This window comes from Streptomyces sp. NBC_00523 (genome assembly GCF_036346615.1).
In the GTDB taxonomy this organism is placed as follows: Bacteria; Actinomycetota; Actinomycetes; order Streptomycetales; family Streptomycetaceae; genus Streptomyces.
Map to the genome: position 1 here is coordinate 4,257,835 of NZ_CP107836.1, position 17,217 is coordinate 4,275,051.

The 17,217-nt window shown below is 71.2% G+C and carries 17 protein-coding genes and 1 pseudogene; 10 read left to right on the plus strand and 8 right to left on the minus strand.

The features are described from left to right. Positions 1 to 13: 13 nt before the first annotated feature. Together mqnC and OHS17_RS19385 are read left to right on the plus strand one after the other, a co-directional pair. On the plus strand, positions 14 to 1,213 hold the full coding sequence (gene mqnC / locus OHS17_RS19380; RefSeq protein ID WP_018101360.1) for a cyclic dehypoxanthinyl futalosine synthase: 1,200 nt from the start codon (positions 14 to 16) through the stop codon (positions 1,211 to 1,213). Positions 1,214 to 1,220: 7 nt separating this feature from the next. Beyond that, on the plus strand, positions 1,221 to 1,865 hold the full coding sequence (locus OHS17_RS19385) for a hypothetical protein (RefSeq protein WP_330313203.1): 645 nt from the start codon (positions 1,221 to 1,223) through the stop codon (positions 1,863 to 1,865). Positions 1,866 to 1,868: 3 nt separating this feature from the next. Here the strand turns inward: OHS17_RS19385 and OHS17_RS19390 are convergent, their stop codons facing one another. From OHS17_RS19390 to OHS17_RS19405, 4 genes are all read right to left on the minus strand, one after another. After that, complete coding sequence (locus tag OHS17_RS19390) at positions 1,869 to 2,543, minus strand: DUF3152 domain-containing protein (RefSeq protein ID WP_330313204.1); 675 nt, start codon at positions 2,541 to 2,543, stop codon at positions 1,869 to 1,871. A gap of 124 nt (positions 2,544 to 2,667) precedes the next feature. Next, on the minus strand, positions 2,668 to 3,384 hold the full coding sequence (locus OHS17_RS19395; RefSeq protein WP_443066174.1) for a DUF3152 domain-containing protein: 717 nt from the start codon (positions 3,382 to 3,384) through the stop codon (positions 2,668 to 2,670). A gap of 121 nt (positions 3,385 to 3,505) precedes the next feature. Beyond that, a complete protein-coding gene (locus tag OHS17_RS19400; RefSeq protein ID WP_330313206.1) occupies positions 3,506 to 4,402 on the minus strand; it encodes a hypothetical protein in 897 nt (298 codons plus the stop codon). An 11-nt stretch (positions 4,403 to 4,413) separates the two neighbouring features. Continuing rightward, complete coding sequence (locus OHS17_RS19405; protein WP_330313207.1) at positions 4,414 to 4,923, minus strand: SigE family RNA polymerase sigma factor; 510 nt, start codon at positions 4,921 to 4,923, stop codon at positions 4,414 to 4,416. Positions 4,924 to 5,057: 134 nt separating this feature from the next. On the opposite strand from OHS17_RS19405, the gene OHS17_RS19410 reads away from it, so the two are divergent. Then, complete coding sequence (locus OHS17_RS19410) at positions 5,058 to 5,753, plus strand: demethylmenaquinone methyltransferase (protein ID WP_330313208.1); 696 nt, start codon at positions 5,058 to 5,060, stop codon at positions 5,751 to 5,753. A gap of 2 nt (positions 5,754 to 5,755) precedes the next feature. Here the strand turns inward: OHS17_RS19410 and OHS17_RS19415 are convergent, their stop codons facing one another. Both OHS17_RS19415 and OHS17_RS19420 read right to left on the minus strand, forming a co-directional pair. Next, complete coding sequence (locus OHS17_RS19415; protein ID WP_330313209.1) at positions 5,756 to 7,207, minus strand: phosphodiester glycosidase family protein; 1,452 nt, start codon at positions 7,205 to 7,207, stop codon at positions 5,756 to 5,758. Positions 7,208 to 7,209: 2 nt separating this feature from the next. Next, positions 7,210 to 7,950, minus strand: coding sequence for a peptidase inhibitor family I36 protein (locus OHS17_RS19420; RefSeq protein ID WP_330313210.1), 741 nt, complete (start codon positions 7,948 to 7,950; stop codon positions 7,210 to 7,212). 191 nt (positions 7,951 to 8,141) lie between these two features. Here OHS17_RS19420 and OHS17_RS33905 point away from each other — a divergent pair. Together OHS17_RS33905 and OHS17_RS19425 are read left to right on the plus strand one after the other, a co-directional pair. Further along, positions 8,142 to 8,210: pseudogene (locus OHS17_RS33905) on the plus strand (zinc-ribbon domain-containing protein); the annotation flags it as partial. 99 nt (positions 8,211 to 8,309) lie between these two features. Then, the gene (locus tag OHS17_RS19425; protein ID WP_330313211.1) at positions 8,310 to 10,616 is read left to right on the plus strand and encodes a hypothetical protein; all 2,307 of its coding nucleotides are present in this window, start codon (positions 8,310 to 8,312) and stop codon (positions 10,614 to 10,616) included. Between the two features lie 9 nt (positions 10,617 to 10,625). Here OHS17_RS19425 and OHS17_RS19430 read toward each other — a convergent pair whose 3' ends face one another. Further along, entirely contained in the window at positions 10,626 to 11,144 is a 519-nt protein-coding gene (locus OHS17_RS19430) for a GNAT family N-acetyltransferase (RefSeq protein ID WP_330313212.1), read from the minus strand. A gap of 97 nt (positions 11,145 to 11,241) precedes the next feature. Between OHS17_RS19430 and OHS17_RS19435 the strand changes: the two genes are divergently transcribed. Beyond that, entirely contained in the window at positions 11,242 to 12,525 is a 1,284-nt protein-coding gene (locus OHS17_RS19435; protein WP_073862554.1) for a geranylgeranyl reductase family protein, read from the plus strand. A gap of 108 nt (positions 12,526 to 12,633) precedes the next feature. On the opposite strand, the gene OHS17_RS19440 is transcribed toward OHS17_RS19435, so the two are convergent. Beyond that, positions 12,634 to 13,467 (minus strand): C40 family peptidase, encoded by an 834-nt coding sequence (locus tag OHS17_RS19440; protein ID WP_330313213.1) that lies wholly within the window; start codon positions 13,465 to 13,467, stop codon positions 12,634 to 12,636. Between the two features lie 761 nt (positions 13,468 to 14,228). Between OHS17_RS19440 and OHS17_RS19445 the strand changes: the two genes are divergently transcribed. Genes OHS17_RS19445 through OHS17_RS19460 form a run of 4 tightly spaced genes read left to right on the plus strand, consistent with a single transcriptional unit; the run spans position 14,229 to position 17,190 of the window. Further along, positions 14,229 to 14,588: an NADH-quinone oxidoreductase subunit A gene (locus OHS17_RS19445; protein ID WP_003967084.1), complete on the plus strand. Its 360-nt coding sequence runs from the start codon at positions 14,229 to 14,231 to the stop codon at positions 14,586 to 14,588. An 18-nt stretch (positions 14,589 to 14,606) separates the two neighbouring features. Further along, the gene (locus tag OHS17_RS19450) at positions 14,607 to 15,161 is read left to right on the plus strand and encodes a NuoB/complex I 20 kDa subunit family protein (RefSeq protein ID WP_018101348.1); all 555 of its coding nucleotides are present in this window, start codon (positions 14,607 to 14,609) and stop codon (positions 15,159 to 15,161) included. Continuing rightward, on the plus strand, positions 15,158 to 15,868 hold the full coding sequence (locus OHS17_RS19455) for an NADH-quinone oxidoreductase subunit C (protein ID WP_330313214.1): 711 nt from the start codon (positions 15,158 to 15,160) through the stop codon (positions 15,866 to 15,868). Before OHS17_RS19450 ends, OHS17_RS19455 begins: the two co-directional genes overlap by 4 nt. After that, positions 15,868 to 17,190, plus strand: coding sequence for an NADH-quinone oxidoreductase subunit D (locus OHS17_RS19460; protein ID WP_018101346.1), 1,323 nt, complete (start codon positions 15,868 to 15,870; stop codon positions 17,188 to 17,190). Before OHS17_RS19455 ends, OHS17_RS19460 begins: the two co-directional genes overlap by 1 nt. The last annotated feature ends 27 nt before the right edge of the window (positions 17,191 to 17,217 follow it).

Genomic DNA, 17,217 nt, shown 5'->3' on the forward strand with positions numbered 1-17,217 from the left:
AGGTGACAGCCCGGTGACCGAGAAGGCCGACCTTCAGCCCATCCTCGACCGAGCCGCCGAAGGCGGCCGGATCACCCCGGAGGAGGCGCTCGACCTCTACCGGTCGGCGCCGCTGCACGCGCTGGGCGCGGCGGCCGACGCCGTGCGCCGCCGCCGTTACGCCGGTACGGAGCACATCGCGACGTACATCATCGAGCGCAACATCAACTACACCAACGTGTGCGTCACGGCCTGCAAGTTCTGCGCGTTCTACGCCGCGCCGAAGGACACCGCCAAGGGCTGGTCCCGGGACCTGGACGACATTCTGCGCCGCTGCGCGGAGACCGTCGAGCTGGGCGGCACGCAGATCATGTTCCAGGGCGGGCACCACCCGGACTACGGCGTGGAGTACTACGAGGAGCACTTCTCGGCCATCAAGAAGGCGTTCCCGCAGCTGGTGATCCACTCGCTCGGCGCCTCCGAGATCGAGCACATGGCCCGGATCTCGAAGGTCTCCGCCGAGGAGGCCATCAGCCGGATCCACGCCGCCGGTCTCGACTCCTTCGCGGGCGCGGGCGCCGAGCTGCTTCCGGCCCGGCCGCGCACCGCCATCGCGCCGCTGAAGGAGTCCGGCGAGCGCTGGCTGGAGATCATGGAGATCGCGCACGGCCTGGGCGTCGAGTCCACCTCGACCATGCTGATGGGCACGGGCGAGACGAACGCCGAGCGCATCGAGCACCTGCGCATGATCCGTGACGTGCAGGACCGCACCGGCGGCTTCCGGGCGTTCATCCCGTACACGTACCAGCCGGAGAACAACAAGCTGAAGGGGCAGACGCAGGCCACGCTCTTCGAGTACCTGCGGATGATCGCCATCGCCCGGCTCTTCCTGGACAACGTCGCCCACATCCAGGGCTCCTGGCTCACCACCGGCAAGGAGGTCGGCCAGCTGTCGCTGCACTACGGCGCGGACGACCTCGGCTCGATCATGCTGGAGGAGAACGTCGTCTCCTCGGCCGGTGCCAAGCACCGCTCCAACCGGCTGGAGATCATCGACCTGATCCGCAAGGCGGACCGGGTCCCGGCCCAGCGCGCCACCACGTACGAGCACCTGGTCGTGCACGACGACCCGGCGAACGACCCGGTCGACGAGCGCGTCGTCTCGCACATCTCGTCCGTCGCGATCGAGGGCGGTACGGCACACCCGGAGCTCAAGCTCCTGAGCGCCAACTGATCTCTCCATGCTGACGATTCACGCCGCCGCCCTGCTTCTGCCGGGCGGCGGCCGCGCACCCGTGCCCGGTGGTGCGGTGGCCGTGCGGGACGCGGTGGTCGCCGGCTTCGGGCCGTACGGGGAACTGGCCGCCGCCCACCCCGGCGCCCGGGTCCGCCGCTGGCCGGGCGTCCTCACCCCGGGGCTGGTGCAGCGGGACGCGGTCCGGCTCCTGGAGGAGTGGTACTTCCCCGACCCCCGCGAGGCGGACGCGCGGGGCACCGAGCCCCTGACCGGCGCCGCGCTCGACGCGCTGGGCCCCGAGGAGACCTGGCGCGCGGGCAGCGTGCGGCGCGGGCTGCACCGGATGCTCCGGCACGGCACGACGGCGGTGACCGCGGGCCCCGGGGCACCGGCCGCGCTGCTCACGGCGGTCCGGCGGTCCGGGCTGACGGTCCTCGGCGCGTCCCCTTCCCCCGCCGACGGCCCCCGGCTCGACCCGCTGGCCGGGGCGGGCGCGGTGGCGGAGGCGACGGCGGCACCGCTCGCCACCGGGGGCCGCGCGGACCTCGCCGCCTTCGACGCCCCCGACGAGGCGGCGCTCCTCGCGGCGGGCGCGGTCAGCTGCGTGGCGACGATCGCGGGCGGGCGGCTGGTGTACCGGGGGCGTTGAGGCCTACGGCACCGAGGGCCCGCCCAGGTAGTGCCCCTCGGGGTCGTACGGCCAGGCGTTGGCGACGCAGCCCTTCAGGCCGTCGATCTGCTGCATCATCGCGGGCGCCGGGCGGCCCTTGCCGGGGCAGGTCTCGTGGCCGTGGCCGAGCCAGTGGCCGACCTCGTGGTTGATGATCAGGGCCCGGTACTCGCCCAGCGGGCCGCTGAACTCGGGCGAACCCGTCTGCCAGCGCTTCAGGTTGACCATCACGACCGTACCGACGCGGCAGTTGACCTCGCCGTGTGTGTCGAGCCCGCTCGCCCCGCAGATGCGGTCGGTGGTCTCCGGGGTCGCGATCCGGATGACCAGCCCCGCCGGACCCTTCGCGACCTGGCGGAACCGGCGCTCCCCGTGGTGCGTCCAGCCCCGGGGCGCGGCCAGGATGCGCGCGACGACGGAGGCCGCCTTGTCCGCGTCGAGCCCGGAGCCGTCCTCCACCTCCACCCGGTAGGCGTTGCCCGTGCCGCTGTCGGTCGCGGTGGCGCGGGCCACGGTGAAGGCGGCGGGTGCGGGCCCGCGTGCGTCGTTCCAGCGCAGACCAGCCACGGTGGCAGCCGCGAGTACGACGGGGACGACAGCCCATGCGAGCAGCCTGCTCCGGCCGCTCTCCCCCCGGCGCCCTTTCCATCCGGGCATCCGTAACCCTCCCCAGCGATCGACGTTCCGTCCCCCGCTGTAGGACCGGTGATCGGGGAAATTGGTTCAGTCCACAACCATGTGAGGTCGTGGTGCGGTCGCGGGGAGAGCGCCTGAAGAATCGTTATGGCATCGTGGGGCCGCCCAGGTATGCCCCGTTTTCGTCGTACGGCCAGGCGTTGGCGACGCAGCCCTTGAGTCCGTAGATCTGCTGCATCATCGCGGGGGCGGGGCGGCCCTTGCCGGGGCAGGTCTCGTGGCCGTGGCCGAGCCAGTGGCCGACCTCGTGGTTGATGATCAGCGCGCGGTAGTCGTTCAGCGGTCCGTCGAACTCGGGCGAACCGGTCTGCCAGCGCTTGAGGTTGACCATCACCTTCTCGCTGATCCGGCAGTTGACCTCGCCGTGCGTGTTCATCCCGCCCTGTCCGCAGATCCGGTCCGTGGTGCCCGCCGTCGCGATGCGGACGACCAGCCCGGCCGGGCCGGAGGCCACCCGGTGGAACGTGCGCTTCCCGCCCTGCCCCCAGCCGCGCGGCGCGGCGAGGATCTCGGCGATCCGGTCCGCGGCCTCCTCCGGATCGACGCCGGAGCCGTCCTCGACCTCGACGCGGTACGCGTACTGCCCGGAGGACGAGGTGTCGGCGCGGGCGGTCGTGAAGGTGCCGGGGCCGGAGGCGGGGATACGGGTGGGGCTCGGCTTCACGGAGGGCGACGGGGAGGGCTTCGGGCTGCGGCTGGGTGTGGGTGTGGGGGAGGGAGCGTGGGGCGCGGCGACCGGCTTCGGTGCGGCGGCCGCCGGGGCCTCGTCACCGCCCGCCCAGCGGGGCGCGAGGACGACCACGAGGCCGATCAGCGCCGCCGGTACGGCGACGGCGGTGAGTATGCGTATGCGGCTGCGGCGCCGCGCCCGTCTCGCGCGTCTTCGTCCGCGACCCGCTCCGCCGTGCCGCCCCCGCGTGCTCTCAGCCCCCACGGACAGAGCCCTCCTTCGCTTCCATCGGACGTGCGTCCGCATAAGCAACCATTTCGATGAACTTCGGGTCCCCGGCGACGGCCGACAGTTGGTCGGCGGTGACCGGTGCCGACACCATGGCGTCGTAGTCACCCCCCACGGTGAGCGTGACGCGGCTGTGCCCGTACCTGAAACGCACGGTGACGCCGGTGATCGTCTTGCCCCCCTTGGCGTTCCCGGCCGCCGTGATCGCCTGGGCCATGATGCCCCCCGGCAGCGTCACCTCATCGCACTGGAGACCCTTCACCGCGACGTCGAGGCAGGGCGTGTTCGCCCGGGCGGCCTTGCCCGTGGCCGGCGGGCGGACGGAGAAGGTGATGGGGAAGACCGGGCTGTCCACCCCGCCCTGGTACCGGTTGACGGCGATGTCGACCGGACGGACCGGGGCGAGCGCCTTGGGCAGCAGCGATTCGAGCACGTCCGCCGCCTGGTTCTGGAAGACCTGCTGCCGGGAGAGCTCGTCCTCCGGCAGGTCCGCCATGGAGCTCTCGCCGGGGCTCGGCTCGACGTGTACGGGGAGCCGGAGCCATGGGTCGGAGGTGTCCAGGGGCGTGGGCGCGGCGGTCGTCGACGAGGCCGCCGACCACTGGCGTACCGGCTCCCCGTCCCCGCCCCACACCGGCAGCGCGGCGCCGAAGATGCCGAGGCCGACGATCGCGGTGGCCGTCGCCCCGATCGCGGCGCGGGCCCGGGCCCGGCGGCGGCGGCCCTCGACCAGGGCGCCGGGGAGCAGATCGGGCAGCGGGGGCGCCCCGTCGGTGGCCCGCTCCATGGCGGTCCGCACCAGCAGTTCGTCGTCGTCCCGGCCGGGCTCGTCGCCCGGAGCGGGGTCCATCAACACGTACACGGCTTCACTCCTCAGCTTCGGGCGGTGTAGAGGTACGCGTCGCCCAGGCGGGCGCGCAGCGTGGCCAGCGAGCGCGAGCACTGGCTCCTGACGGTGGACGGGCTGCACCGCAGCAGCCCGGCGACGGTCTCCACGCTCAGGTCTTCCCAGTAGCGCAGGACGACCATCGCCCGGGCGCGGGGCGGCAGTTCGGCGAGGGCGGCGAGCAGCGTGACCGTGAGCTCGGGGCCCACCGCGGGGGCGGGCGCGGCGATCGGCGTGTGGGCGAGGAGGTCGCGGAGCCGACGGCGGCGCTCGGCGATGTAGGTGCGGGTGAGCACGGTCCGGGCATAGGCGTCCGGATGGTCGGCGGCGCCCGCCCGGCGCCAGTGCTGGAACAGCTTGGCCAGCGTCGTCTGGGTCAGATCGCGCGCGGCGTCGGCGTCGCCGCAGAGCAGGTACGCGGTGCGGTAGAGCCGGTGCTGACCGGCGCGGGCGAACTCCTCGAAGCCGTCGGCACCCCGGCTGGCTCCCGTGAACATCTGCCCCCTTTCCTGTTCTCGGCGAAGGTCTCTTCGTGACTACTGAGTGCCGCGGGGCGGAAAAGGTTGAAGCGGGATTTCGCCCGGGGCGTCCGCCGCGAGGCCGCACGGACCGGACTGCTTGAATGGGGAGCGTGACCCGAGCATCCCTGGACAAGCAGCCGCACGAAGTCGCCTCGATGTTCGACGGCGTGGCGGCGAACTACGACCTGACCAACGACGTGCTCTCCCTCGGCCAGGACCGGGTGTGGCGCAAGGCGGTCGCCAAGGCGGTGGACGCGCGGCCCGCCGAGAAGGTCCTCGACCTGGCGGCCGGCACGGCGACGTCCTCGCTGCCGTTCGCCGCGACCGGCGCGTACGTCGTGCCGTGCGACTTCTCCACCGGCATGCTCCGCGAGGGCAAGAAGCGTCACGCCTGGCTGCCCTTCACCGCCGGCGACGCCACGAAACTCCCGTTCCGCGACGAGAGCTTCGACGCGGTGACCATCTCCTTCGGCCTGCGCAACGTCCAGGACACGGACGCGGCCCTGCGCGAGCTGTACCGGGTCACCAAGCCGGGCGGCCGGGTCGTCATCTGCGAGTTCTCCCAGCCCGTCTGGACCCCGTTCCGCACGGTCTACATCGAGTACCTGATGCGCGCCCTCCCCCCGGTCGCCCGCGCGGTCTCCTCCAACCCCGACGCCTACGTCTACCTCGCCGAATCCATCCGCGCCTGGCCCGACCAGCCCGGCCTGGCGAAGAAGCTCCAGCAGGCCGGCTGGTCCCAGGTCGCCTGGCGCAACCTGACGGGCGGCGTGGTGGCCCTGCACCGGGGTGTCAGGGCCGCCTGACGCTACTTGGCGTACATGCCGTAGCCGCCGACCCCGGTGTACACCGAGTCGGCGACCCGCCGGTGGACGTACTTCGGCCCGGCGGGGTCCTTGCCCGCATCGGTCGGCGGCGTCCGCACGTCCGTGCCCGTGAGGAGCGTCGTGGACCCGCCGCCGTCGAGGTTGAGCACGTCGACCAGCGCCAGTTCCGGCGAGTCCAGCAGGTTCGCGAACGCCCGGAGCGAGTCCCCGTCCTCGTGCGTGGTCGACGCGGTGGCCTGCGTCTGCCCGGTGAGCGTGATGAACACCGGGTGGCCCTTGACATTGGTGCCGACGGCCGTGCGGGAATCGGTGCAGATCAGGTTGGTCCCGTCGGCGCCCGTGACGTGGCCGTTGCACGAGTCGGGCAGCTCCGCGGGTACGCCGCTCGCGCTCAGGAGCCGGTGGAAGGAGCTCACGACGTCCACCGAGTCGTCCAGCGGGATGTCCCGGTCGAGCGTCACGTCATGGAGTCTCAGGTCGACGGCCGGGTGGTCGTCGCGGGTCAGGTGGGTGCGCAGCCAGTCCGCCCCGGTGCCCACACCCTGGAGGATCCGGCCACCGGCGGGGACGTGGACCTGCTCGGCCGCCGTCTGCCCGCCCCGGCGTTCCCGGGCGTCGGTGACGACGCCGTGCGCGTCGAGGACGACCTCGAAGCCGGGGTCGTCGTCCGTCGTGACCGTCGGGTCGATCCCCGGCTTCGGCACGGGGAAGCCGTAGTCGTCGGTGAACAGGACGATCTCGTCCGGGTCGGTGTACAGCGCCGTCTGGCCCTTCACCGCCGTGTCCTCGGCGTCCCGGGCGCAGCCCCGGCTGCGGCCGGGATCGCGGTTGACGTCGTCTATGCGTACGGTCGCGCCCGAAGCGGTGGTCAGCTTCATGTCCGTACGGAGCTTGGTGATGTACGGGATGCCGTACTGCAGGACCACCCCGTTGCTGCCGGCCCCGTTCATCCAGCAGCTGGAGCTGTGCAGGACGCCGTCGGTGACCGAGACGCCCATGTGCATGACCGTGGTGCCGTCGGCGCCGGCCGGGAGGACGTGGTCGGGGTGCTTGGGCTCGGACTTGAACAGGCCGCCGTTGACGCCCGCGTAGGGGTGGCGGGCGGCGACCGTCGAGACTCCGGCGAGCTGGTCGGCGACCGTCTCGGTCAGTCCGTCGGCCTTGCCGACGACACTTTCCAGGGTGAGCGCGGAGGCGGTCGGGTCGATGTCGACCACGTTCAGGACACGGCCCCGGGTCCGGTTCTCGGGCACGCGCTCGGTGTACCGGGTCAGGGTGACTCCGGTCGCCGGCTTCGACGGCGTCTGCTGATCCCAGTTGGCGGCCAGCGGGCTCGCCGGTGCGTCGGCGGCCGGGGCCGCGGGGGCGGTGAGGACGAGGGCGCTCAGCGCCGCCGCCACGGTCGCCCAGGTGCGGGTGAGGGATCTGCTCATGATTACTGGCACTCCGAGGTTCCGTTGACGAGCTCGTGCGAGCGGAAGGTCCCGGCGAAGGGTGCCGGGACGGTGGTGCTGTCGCCCTTCAGCACGACGTAGGCGCCGTACTTGGTGGCCGGAGCGGCCGGGTCGGTCCAGGTGCCGGTGAACTTCTCGGTCGGGTAGAAGCAGACATGGCGTGCGGTGCGGTTCCACACGGAGACGGGCGCCACCTCGGCGCCGTACGCGTTGCCGTAGTTCTTCGTGGCCGGATCGGTCACGGGCATGTGCACCGTCATCCGGCCGCGCCCCGCCGCCTCGCTGAAGGTGCAGACGCGGTTGTCGGGGCAGCGCTCGTACCCGGTGAAGCAGTGGGCCCGGGACGGGACCAGCTTGTGGGAGCTGATCTTCCCGGCGAACCGGGGGTCGCTGCCGTATTCGTCGGAATTGCCGGGCTTGATCGTCTGGAGCAGCCCGCCGAAGTCGGTGTCCACGTACACGCAGGCCCAGTAGGGGGTGTTGTTCTTGGCGGAGAGCGTCGCGTCGTCCCAGGAGGCGTCGTAACGCGTCCCGTCGTCCCGCACGGCGAACGTCCGCTGCGTGCCGCCGCCGCCCGAAGCGCTGTACAGGCAGAGCTGTCCGGCCGGGCAGTCGTCGAACGCCTGGGCGCTCGCCGGGAGTACGAAGAAGGTGGAGCACAACAGGGCGAGGGCGGCGGCTATCAGGGAGCCGCGCACCGTGATGATCTTCTTGATGGTCACGACAAATCATCGCACCACCCCACGAATGGCCGGGGCACGGGACGGACCGGTGAACGCGCGAAAGCGGCGGGTGGGATTCCGAGTTGACGGGAACCGGTGGGCGGGGAAGATGTGTCCGTTGATACGGCACGCGTCGTCCCTGTTTCCGTGTGTCACCGTCTCGCCCGTCCCCGGCCCGCTGCGGAGCTCTCATGCCCTCGTACTGCCCGTTCTGTGGAACCCAGGCGCCCGACGAGGCGCGCTTCTGCATGAAGTGCGGGCGGGAGAGGCCCGCCGCGCCCGCCGCGCCTCCTCAGCCCGCCGCTCCGCCGCCGCCGAGCGGGGCGCCGGCCGTCGAACCGCCCGCGATGCCCGCCTACATGACTCGGCCCGCCGCGCCGCCGCCCGGGTACGCGCCCGTACCGGCCGGGCCCTCGCCCGTCGGGATCTTCTTCGGGCGGGTGATGCGCGGGGACTGGGCCGGCTCGCTGAAGGCGGCCGTCTGGCCGACCGGGCTGATCATCGGGCTCGCCGTGGCGCTCGCCATCCCGGACTACGGGCAGGGGGACGACGTCGTCGTCGGGTGGAGCGACCGGCTCCGGATCGCGCTCGCGATGCTGCTCCAGGCGTTCGGCGGGGGGTTCGAGGTCCGGGCCGTCGTGCCCGGTGGCGGCGGCGGATACGGGGGCGCTTCGCCGTACGGGGACACGTACGGCGACTTCGATCCGGGCGGGCAGAGCCAGACGACGCTCGCGCTGATCCCGCTCACCGTCACCGTGCTGTGGATCGGCGCCCTCATCCTCGGCGCCCGGGGCGTCCGCCGGCAGGGCGGCGGGCTCGACGCGGCGGTCCGGATCAGCGTCGTGGCCACCGCCGCGGTCCTGGTCCTCGGGCTCTACGCCCAGCCGGAGGTCCAGGGCTACTCGCTCCACTCCTCGCCGGTCCTCGCGGCCCTCGGCGCCCTCGCCCTCGCGCTCGTCACCACCTGCGCCGTGCTGCAACGCGACGTCGCGGCCGCCTGGCTGGCCCAGCGGCCGGGCGCGCAGAGCTTCGTACGCGCCGCCGGAACCGCCGTCCGCGCGCTCGGCGCCGTCCTCCTGCTGTGCGGCCTGATCGGCTACATCACGTACGCCACCCTGGACGACGTCAACGGCACGGCCCTGCTGATGGCCCTGCCGCTGCTGCCCAACATCGCGCTGATGGTGCTCTCGGTCAGCTGGGGCGGCTCCGTCGAGTACGACGCGCGGGGACAGGCGGACATCATCGGCGCCGGTACGGAACACGGCTCGTTCGGGCTCGGTGAGCTGAGCGACGCCGCCAACGACTGGGCCCTCGTCGGCGCGCTCGCCGCGGGCCTCGTCTGCGCGCTCGTCGTCGCGCTGCTCGCCGGGCGCCGCTCCGCCGACCGGCGCGAACAGGTCACCGCGGGCGGGCTGTTCCTGCTCGGGTTCCTCGCGCTGACCGCGATGAGCGGCCTGTCCGCCGAGTTCTCCGGCAACGTCGCGGACATCGGTGGCTCGGGCACCCTGGACGTCTCGCCCAGCGTCGCCGACGCGCTGCTGTTCGGGCTGCTGTGGGTGGGCGGCGCGATCCTCGTCGCGCCGTACCTCGCGCGGATGACGGGCGGCGGCGGCCCGGGCGGCGGCTCCCCGGCGTACCCGGCCCCGCCGAGCCCGTACGGCCCGCCGAACCCGGGCCCGCACATTCCGGGTCCGTACACCCCGGCCCCCGGGCCGTACGCCCCCGCGCCCGGCCAGCCCCCGGCTCCGGGTCAGACCCCGGCTCCGGGTCAGACGGGTCAGACCCCGGCTCCGGGTCAGACGGGTCAGACCCCCGGCCCCGGCCAGGCGCCGCACACCCCGCCTGCCCAGACCACGGCCGCCGAAGCCGCCGCACCCGAGGCCGCCGTGCCCGGCGCCGAGCCGCCCACCAGCACCCTGCACGCCCCGTACGTCCCCGCCCCGGACCCCGCGCAGCCCCCCGCGCCCCGGCGTCGGCGGGCCGTCCTCGTCTGGGGGGCCACGCTCGTCGCGGCGCTGATCTTCGGCGGCGGGGCCACCGCGGGCACCCTCGCCCTGATGGACCGCCACGACGACGACCCGGGCACCTCGGAGAACGACAAGGGCAAGAAGAGCGACCGGGCGACGCCCGCCGAGGACCGGACGAGCGAGGCCCCCTCCGAGGAAGCTCCCTCCACGGAGGCGAGCGCCACCACCGACCCGGCCGAGCTCGTCTTCCCGGAGGGCTACAGCGTCGTCGCCGACACCGCGGGCTTCTCGTTCGCGCTGCCGGACAACTGGGAGCGCCAGGGCGAGAAGAACCACCAGGTCACCTACGCCGCGGCCCCGGGCGACACCGCCCTGCTGAAGGTCGGCGTCATCGCGGACGCCCCCTACACCTCGTACGAGAACTTCCAGGCCCTGGAGAAGACCGCCTCCGCCAACCAGCGGAACTACCAGCAGGTCCAGCTGTCGGCCAACACCTTCCAGGGCCGCCCGGGCGCCCGGTGGGAGTACACCTACGAGGACAAGAGCGGACAGACGGTCCACGCGATCGACCAGAGCTACATCGCCGAGGACGGCACCGAGTACGCCGTCTACGTCACCGAGCGGGACGTGGACTGGGTCGCCGCCCGCGAGGTCTTCGACACCGCCCTGTCCACCTGGATGCTCAACGACGTCGACTGAACCCGGCCGTCACAGCTCCAGTCGGAAGGCCCGCACCTCCTGGCCGGGCCGCCCGGTCGTGAAGGTCTCGGCCGGTTCCATGCCGAGGCGCAGGGCCACCGCGGCCGAGCGTTCGTTGAGCACGTCGACCGCCGCCACCACCCGTTCCACGCCCGCCGCGCGCAGCCGCTCCAGCGTGAGGCGGGCGGCGGTCGTCGCGTAACCGAGCCCCCAGGCCGAGCGGGCCAGCCGCCAGCCGATCTCGGTCTCGCCCACCGGGCCGTACGCGGTCGGCCCCCACGGCTGCGCCCCCGTGAAGCCGACGACCTGCCCCTTGCCGTCGAGCACGGTCCACAGGCAGTACCCGAGTTCGGCGTCGTGTCTGCGCTGCCGCGCGGTCCACTCCTCGTACATCGACAGCTCCTCGGCCCGCCCGCCGAAGAACCGCATCACCTCCGGGTCCGCGAAGGCCCGGTGCCAGGCGACGGCGTCCTCGTCGGTCGGGACACGCAGCTGTACGACGGGCGGAGCGGCAGGCGCGATTGACATGAGGCAGCCCTTCGGAGGGTTGGTCGGCAGGCCCCCATAGACTGCCTTGGACCTGTGCCGCGCGGCACGCGAATTCGAGTCTTCGGGAGAACCGACCGTGACCGAACCCCTGTCCGAACACAGCGCGGACGTCATCGTCGTCGGGGCGGGCCCCGCCGGCTCCACGACCGCGTACTACCTGGCCAAGGCCGGACTCGACGTCCTCCTCCTGGAGAAGACCGCGTTCCCGCGCGAGAAGGTCTGCGGCGACGGCCTCACCCCGCGCGCCACCAAGCAGCTCGTGTCCATGGGCATCGACATCTCCGAAGAGGCGGGCTGGCTCCGCAACAAGGGCCTGCGCATCATCGGCGGCGGCGTCCGGCTCCAGCTGGACTGGCCGGATCTGGCCTCCTACCCGGACTACGGACTCGTCCGCAAGCGCGACGACTTCGACGAGCAGCTGGCCCGGAACGCGCAGAAGGCGGGCGCCCGGCTGTACGAGCGGTGCAACGTGGGCGCCCCGATCACCGACGAGCGCACCGGCCGGATCACCGGGGTGCACGCGAAGCTCGGCGAGGAGAAGACCCCGGTCACCTTCCACGCCCCGCTCGTCGTCGCGGCCGACGGCAACTCCACCCGGCTCTCCCTCGCGATGGGCCTGCACCGCCGCGACGACCGCCCGATGGGCGTCGCCGTGCGGACGTACTTCACCTCGCCCCGGCACGACGACGACTATCTGGAGTCCTGGCTGGAGCTGTGGGACCGGCGCGGCCCCCAGGAGAAGCTGCTGCCCGGCTACGGCTGGATCTTCGGCATGGGCGACGGCACGTCCAACGTCGGCCTCGGCATCCTCAACTCCTCGTCCGCCTTCAAGGAGCTGGACTGGCGCGAGGTCCTGAAGGCGTGGTGCGCCTCCATGCCGGAGGACTGGGGCTACACCCCGGAGAACATGACGATGCCCATCCGGGGCGCCGCCCTCCCGATGGCCTTCAACCGCCAGCCGCACTACACCAAGGGCCTGCTGCTCGTCGGTGACGCGGGCGGCATGGTCAACCCGTTCAACGGCGAGGGCATCGCGTACGCCATGGAGTCCGGCCAGATCGCGGCCGACGTCATCGTCCAGGCGCACGCCCGCGCGACCCCCGCCCAGCGGGAGCTGGCGCTGAACAACTACCCGAAGGTGCTCAAGGAGACCTACGGCGGCTACTACACGATGGGCCGCGCCTTCGTGAAGCTGATCGGCAACCCGAAGGTCATGAAGGTCGCGACCCAGCGCGGCCTGACGCACCCGCTGCTGATGAAGTTCACGCTGAAGATGCTCGCCAACCTCACCGACCCGACCGGCGGCGACGCGATGGACCGCATCATCAACGGCCTGGCGAAGGTCGCGCCGCGCTCGTAGCGCCCGTTCACAAACGAAGGAGCCGTCACTCCCGAGCGGGGGAGTGACGGCTCCTTCGTGTGCCTCACGTGCGGATCAGGCTTGTGAATCCGTGAACACGGGGATGTCTCAGAGGACGCGGACCGCGCCGGTCGGCATGTCGTAGTCCAGCGGGCGCTGCACCACACCGGTGGAGGAGTTCTGCGCACCGACGAACTGGCCGCCGCCCACGTAGATCCCGACGTGGTACGCGCTGCCCGCGCTGCCCCAGTACAGGATGTCGCCCGGCTGGAGGTTGCTCAGCGAGACCTGGGTGCCGGCGGTGGACTGGCTCTGCGAGACGCGCGGCAGGTCGACGCCCACCGTGCGGAAGGCGGCCTGGACCAAGCCCGAGCAGTCCCACGAGTTGGGGCCGGTGCCGCCGGACACGTACGCGTCGCCGACCTGCGCCTGGGCGAACGCGACGACGGAGGCCGCGGAGCCGGAGGCGTTGGAGGAGTACGAGGTCGTGGCGGCGTTGGTGGAGCCGGACGACGAGGAGCCGGTGGTCTTCTGCAGCGTGGTGCGCGCGGCGTCGCGGGAGGCGCGCTCGGCGGCCTCCGCCTTGGCCTTGGCGGCCGCCTCGGCCTTCTTCTTGGCCTCGGCCTTGCGGACGGCCTCGGCCTTGGCCTTCTTGGCGTCCTTGGCGGCGCTGGTGGCCGCGGCGTCCTCCTGGGCCTGCGTCTCCAGGTCCAGGGCGACCTGCTGCGTCGCCTCGGCGGAGGCGGCGACGGTGGTGGAGAGTCCCGCCGTGATGGTGGGCATCTCGATCGTCTGGGTCACCGGTTCGGCCTGGGCCGGGCCGGCGGCACCCGCGACCGCGATGGTGCTGAGGACGCCACCGGCAACTCCGGCCCGCAGCGCCGACGTCGAGGCGTTTCGGCGGGGCTTCCGGTGGCTGGGTATGTGAGCGGTGTGGGACATGGGTACTAGCGCTATCAGGGCGCGCGGGGTCCCATCAAGAAACGTGTGTTGCGACACAGTTACGTCCGGAATCTGTGAATCCGCTTTCTGGCGGCCTTTATTGACGCCGTAACGGGCAAATCGGGCAGTCGCGATCATGGCTGTGATCACGGGTTTTCTGCAATACGCCCGAATTGCCCGTCACTTACCACCCGTTCACACTGTTGGCCAAGCCCGCTTCTGTAACGGCTGATGTGGAGTGACGCAGCTCACAGTATGGTTCTGCCGTGACGGGCATACGAGGACCCGGCGCGGAAAGCGGCCGTCCGCGTCCACTTCGTTCCGTGTGAACCCTCGCGCGAGTGACCCCTGTCAGGCGCCCCCGCCTCCGGTCACCCCATCCCGGCCCGCACGGCCCCAGAGTGGGGCAGATCCCTTTATCACCCCATCGTGTCCATCGCCAATTTTGCGCGCACTGCCGTGGCTTGATAGTGCGACACCGCTTTGACCAGCGACAACGGTGGGAGATGTCACCTCTCGTGATCACTCGGCCGCTTCGTGTACGAAGATCACCGCTCATCCGACTTCATGATCGTTCGTCAGGTGGTGGAGATCACAAAGACGTTGGTGACCCCCGTGTCGCAGATCACAGGACGGCGGGCGTAGGATGCGGGGCAGTCGGGCTTGTGAACTGCCTCACATGTGCACGATCTTGGTGAGGCGGGGAGCCGGTTCGCCCGATGCGGTCCAACGGTCAAGGACGACTGGAAGGAGCGAGGAGCGTGAATGCCTACGCGCCCATCCTCGTGCTCGGCGCCCTCGGGGCAGGGTTTGCGATCTTCTCCGTGGTCATGGCCACGCTTATCGGCCCCAAGCGGTACAACCGGGCAAAGCTCGAAGCGTACGAGTGCGGTATCGAACCCACACCCACGCCGGCCGGAGGCGGCCGCTTTCCCATCAAGTACTACCTGACGGCGATGCTCTTCATCGTCTTCGACATCGAGATCGTCTTCCTCTATCCCTGGGCGGTCAGCTTCGACGCCCTGGGGATCTTCGGGCTCGTGGAGATGCTGCTCTTCGTGCTCACCGTCTTCGTCGCCTACGCGTATGTGTGGCGGCGCGGCGGTCTGGAATGGGACTGAGGGGCTGAGGGGCACACCATGGGACTCGAAGAGAAGCTGCCGAGCGGCTTCGTTCTGACCACCGTCGAGCAGGCGGCCGGCTGGGTGCGGAAGTCCTCCGTCTTCCCGGCGACCTTCGGCCTCGCCTGTTGCGCCATCGAGATGATGACCACCGGGGCAGGCCGTTACGACCTGGCCCGGTTCGGCATGGAGGTCTTCCGCGGCTCGCCGCGGCAGGCGGACCTGATGATCGTGGCCGGGCGGGTGAGCCAGAAGATGGCGCCCGTCCTGCGGCAGGTCTACGACCAGATGCCGAACCCCAAGTGGGTCATCTCCATGGGGGTTTGCGCATCATCGGGCGGAATGTTCAACAATTACGCCATTGTTCAGGGTGTTGATCACATTGTCCCGGTTGATATTTATTTGCCGGGCTGCCCGCCGCGGCCCGAGATGCTGATGGACGCGATCCTCAAGCTGCACCAGAAGATCCAGGGCTCCAAGCTCGGGGTCAACGCCGAGGAAGCCGCCCGCGAGGCGGAGGAAGCGGCGCTCAACGCCCTGCCCCTCATCGAGATGAAGGGGCTCATGCGATGAGCGACGAGCACAACGGCTCCGCGGTCCCCGCCCCGCGCGACGAGCACGGCGAGGTCATCGGCGTACGGAAGGGCATGTTCGGCGCCAACAACGGCGGCGACACCTCCGGCTACGGCGGCCTCGTCCGCACCGTCGCCCTCCCCGGCGCCTCCTCCCGCCCCTACGGCGGCTGGTTCGACGAGGTCGCCGACGAGCTCGAAGGCGCCCTGGAGGAGCAGGACCTCCTCCCGGAGAACGTCATCGAGAAGACGGTGGTCGACCGGGACGAGCTCACCTTCCACATCGCCCGCGAGCACCTGGTCACCGTCGCCAGGACCCTGCGCGACGACCCGGCGCTCCGCTTCGAGCTGTGCACCGGCGTCAGCGGCGTCCACTTCCCCGGCGACAAGGGCCGCGAGCTGCACGCGGTCTACCACCTGCGCTCGATCACCCACGGCCGGCTGATCCGCGTCGAGGTCTCCACCCCGGACGACGACCGGCACCTGCCCTCGCTGGTCCCGGTCTACCCGACCAACGACTGGCACGAGCGCGAGGCGTACGACTTCTTCGGGCTCGTCTTCGACGGGCACCCCGCCCTCACCCGGATCATGATGCCGGACGACTGGCAGGGCTTCCCGCAGCGCAAGGACTACCCGCTCGGCGGCATCCCCGTCGAGTACAAGGGCGCCCAGATCCCGGCTCCGGACCAGCGGAGGTCGTACTCCTGATGACCACTCCCCATGCAACGCCCCGCGCCACCACCGAGGGGACTGTATATACAGTCACCGGCGGCGACTGGGACGAGATCGTCGAGAACGCCGCCGCCTCCGACGACGAGCGCATCATCGTCAACATGGGCCCGCAGCACCCGTCCACGCACGGCGTGCTCCGGCTCATCCTGGAGATCGACGGCGAGACCGTCACCGAGGCCCGCTGCGGCATCGGCTACCTCCACACCGGCATCGAGAAGAACCTCGAATTCCGCAGCTGGACGCAGGGCACCACCTTCGTCACGCGCATGGACTACCTGACGCCGTTCTTCAACGAGACGGCCTACTGCCTGGGCGTCGAGAAGCTGCTCGGCATCGAGGACCAGATCCCCGACCGGGCCACCGTCCTGCGCGTGCTCCTGATGGAGCTCAACCGGCTCTCCTCGCACCTGGTGTGCATCGCCACCGGCGGCATGGAGCTCGGCGCCACCACGATCATGATCTACGGCTTCCGTGACCGGGAGCTGGTGCTCGACCTCTTCGAGCTGATCACCGGGCTCCGTATGAACCACGCGTTCATCCGCCCCGGCGGCCTCGCCCAGGACCTGCCCCCGGGCGCGGTCGACCAGCTGCGCGAGTTCGTGAAGACCATGAAGAAGAACCTGCCGGAGTACGACGCGCTCGCCACCGGCAACCCCATCTTCAAGGCCCGCATGCAGGACGTCGGCTACCTCGACCTCACCGGCTGCATGGCCCTCGGCGCCACCGGACCGATCCTGCGCTCGGCGGGCCTCCCGCACGACCTGCGCAAGACCGACCCGTACTGCGGCTACGAGACCTACGACTTCGAGGTTCCCACCGCCGACAGCTGCGACGCCTACGGCCGCTTCCTCATCCGCCTGGAGGAGATGCGCCAGTCGCTGCGGATCATCGAGCAGTGCATCGACCGGCTCGAACCCGGACCGGTCATGGTCGCCGACAAGAAGATCGCCTGGCCCGCGCAGCTCGCGCTCGGCCCGGACGGCCTGGGCAACTCGCTGGACCACATCAAGAAGATCATGGGCACCTCCATGGAGGCCCTGATCCACCACTTCAAGCTGGTGACCGAGGGCTTCCGGGTCCCCGTCGGGCAGGCGTACACCGCCGTCGAGTCCCCCAAGGGCGAACTCGGCGTGCACGTCGTCTCGGACGGCGGAACCCGCCCCTACCGGGTCCACTTCCGCGACCCGTCCTTCACCAACCTCCAGGCCATGGCGGCGATGTGCGAGGGCGGCCAGGTCGCCGACGTCATCGTCGCCGTCGCATCCATCGACCCCGTGATGGGAGGCGTCGACCGGTGACCGAAGCACGTCAGGAAGTCAGTCTGG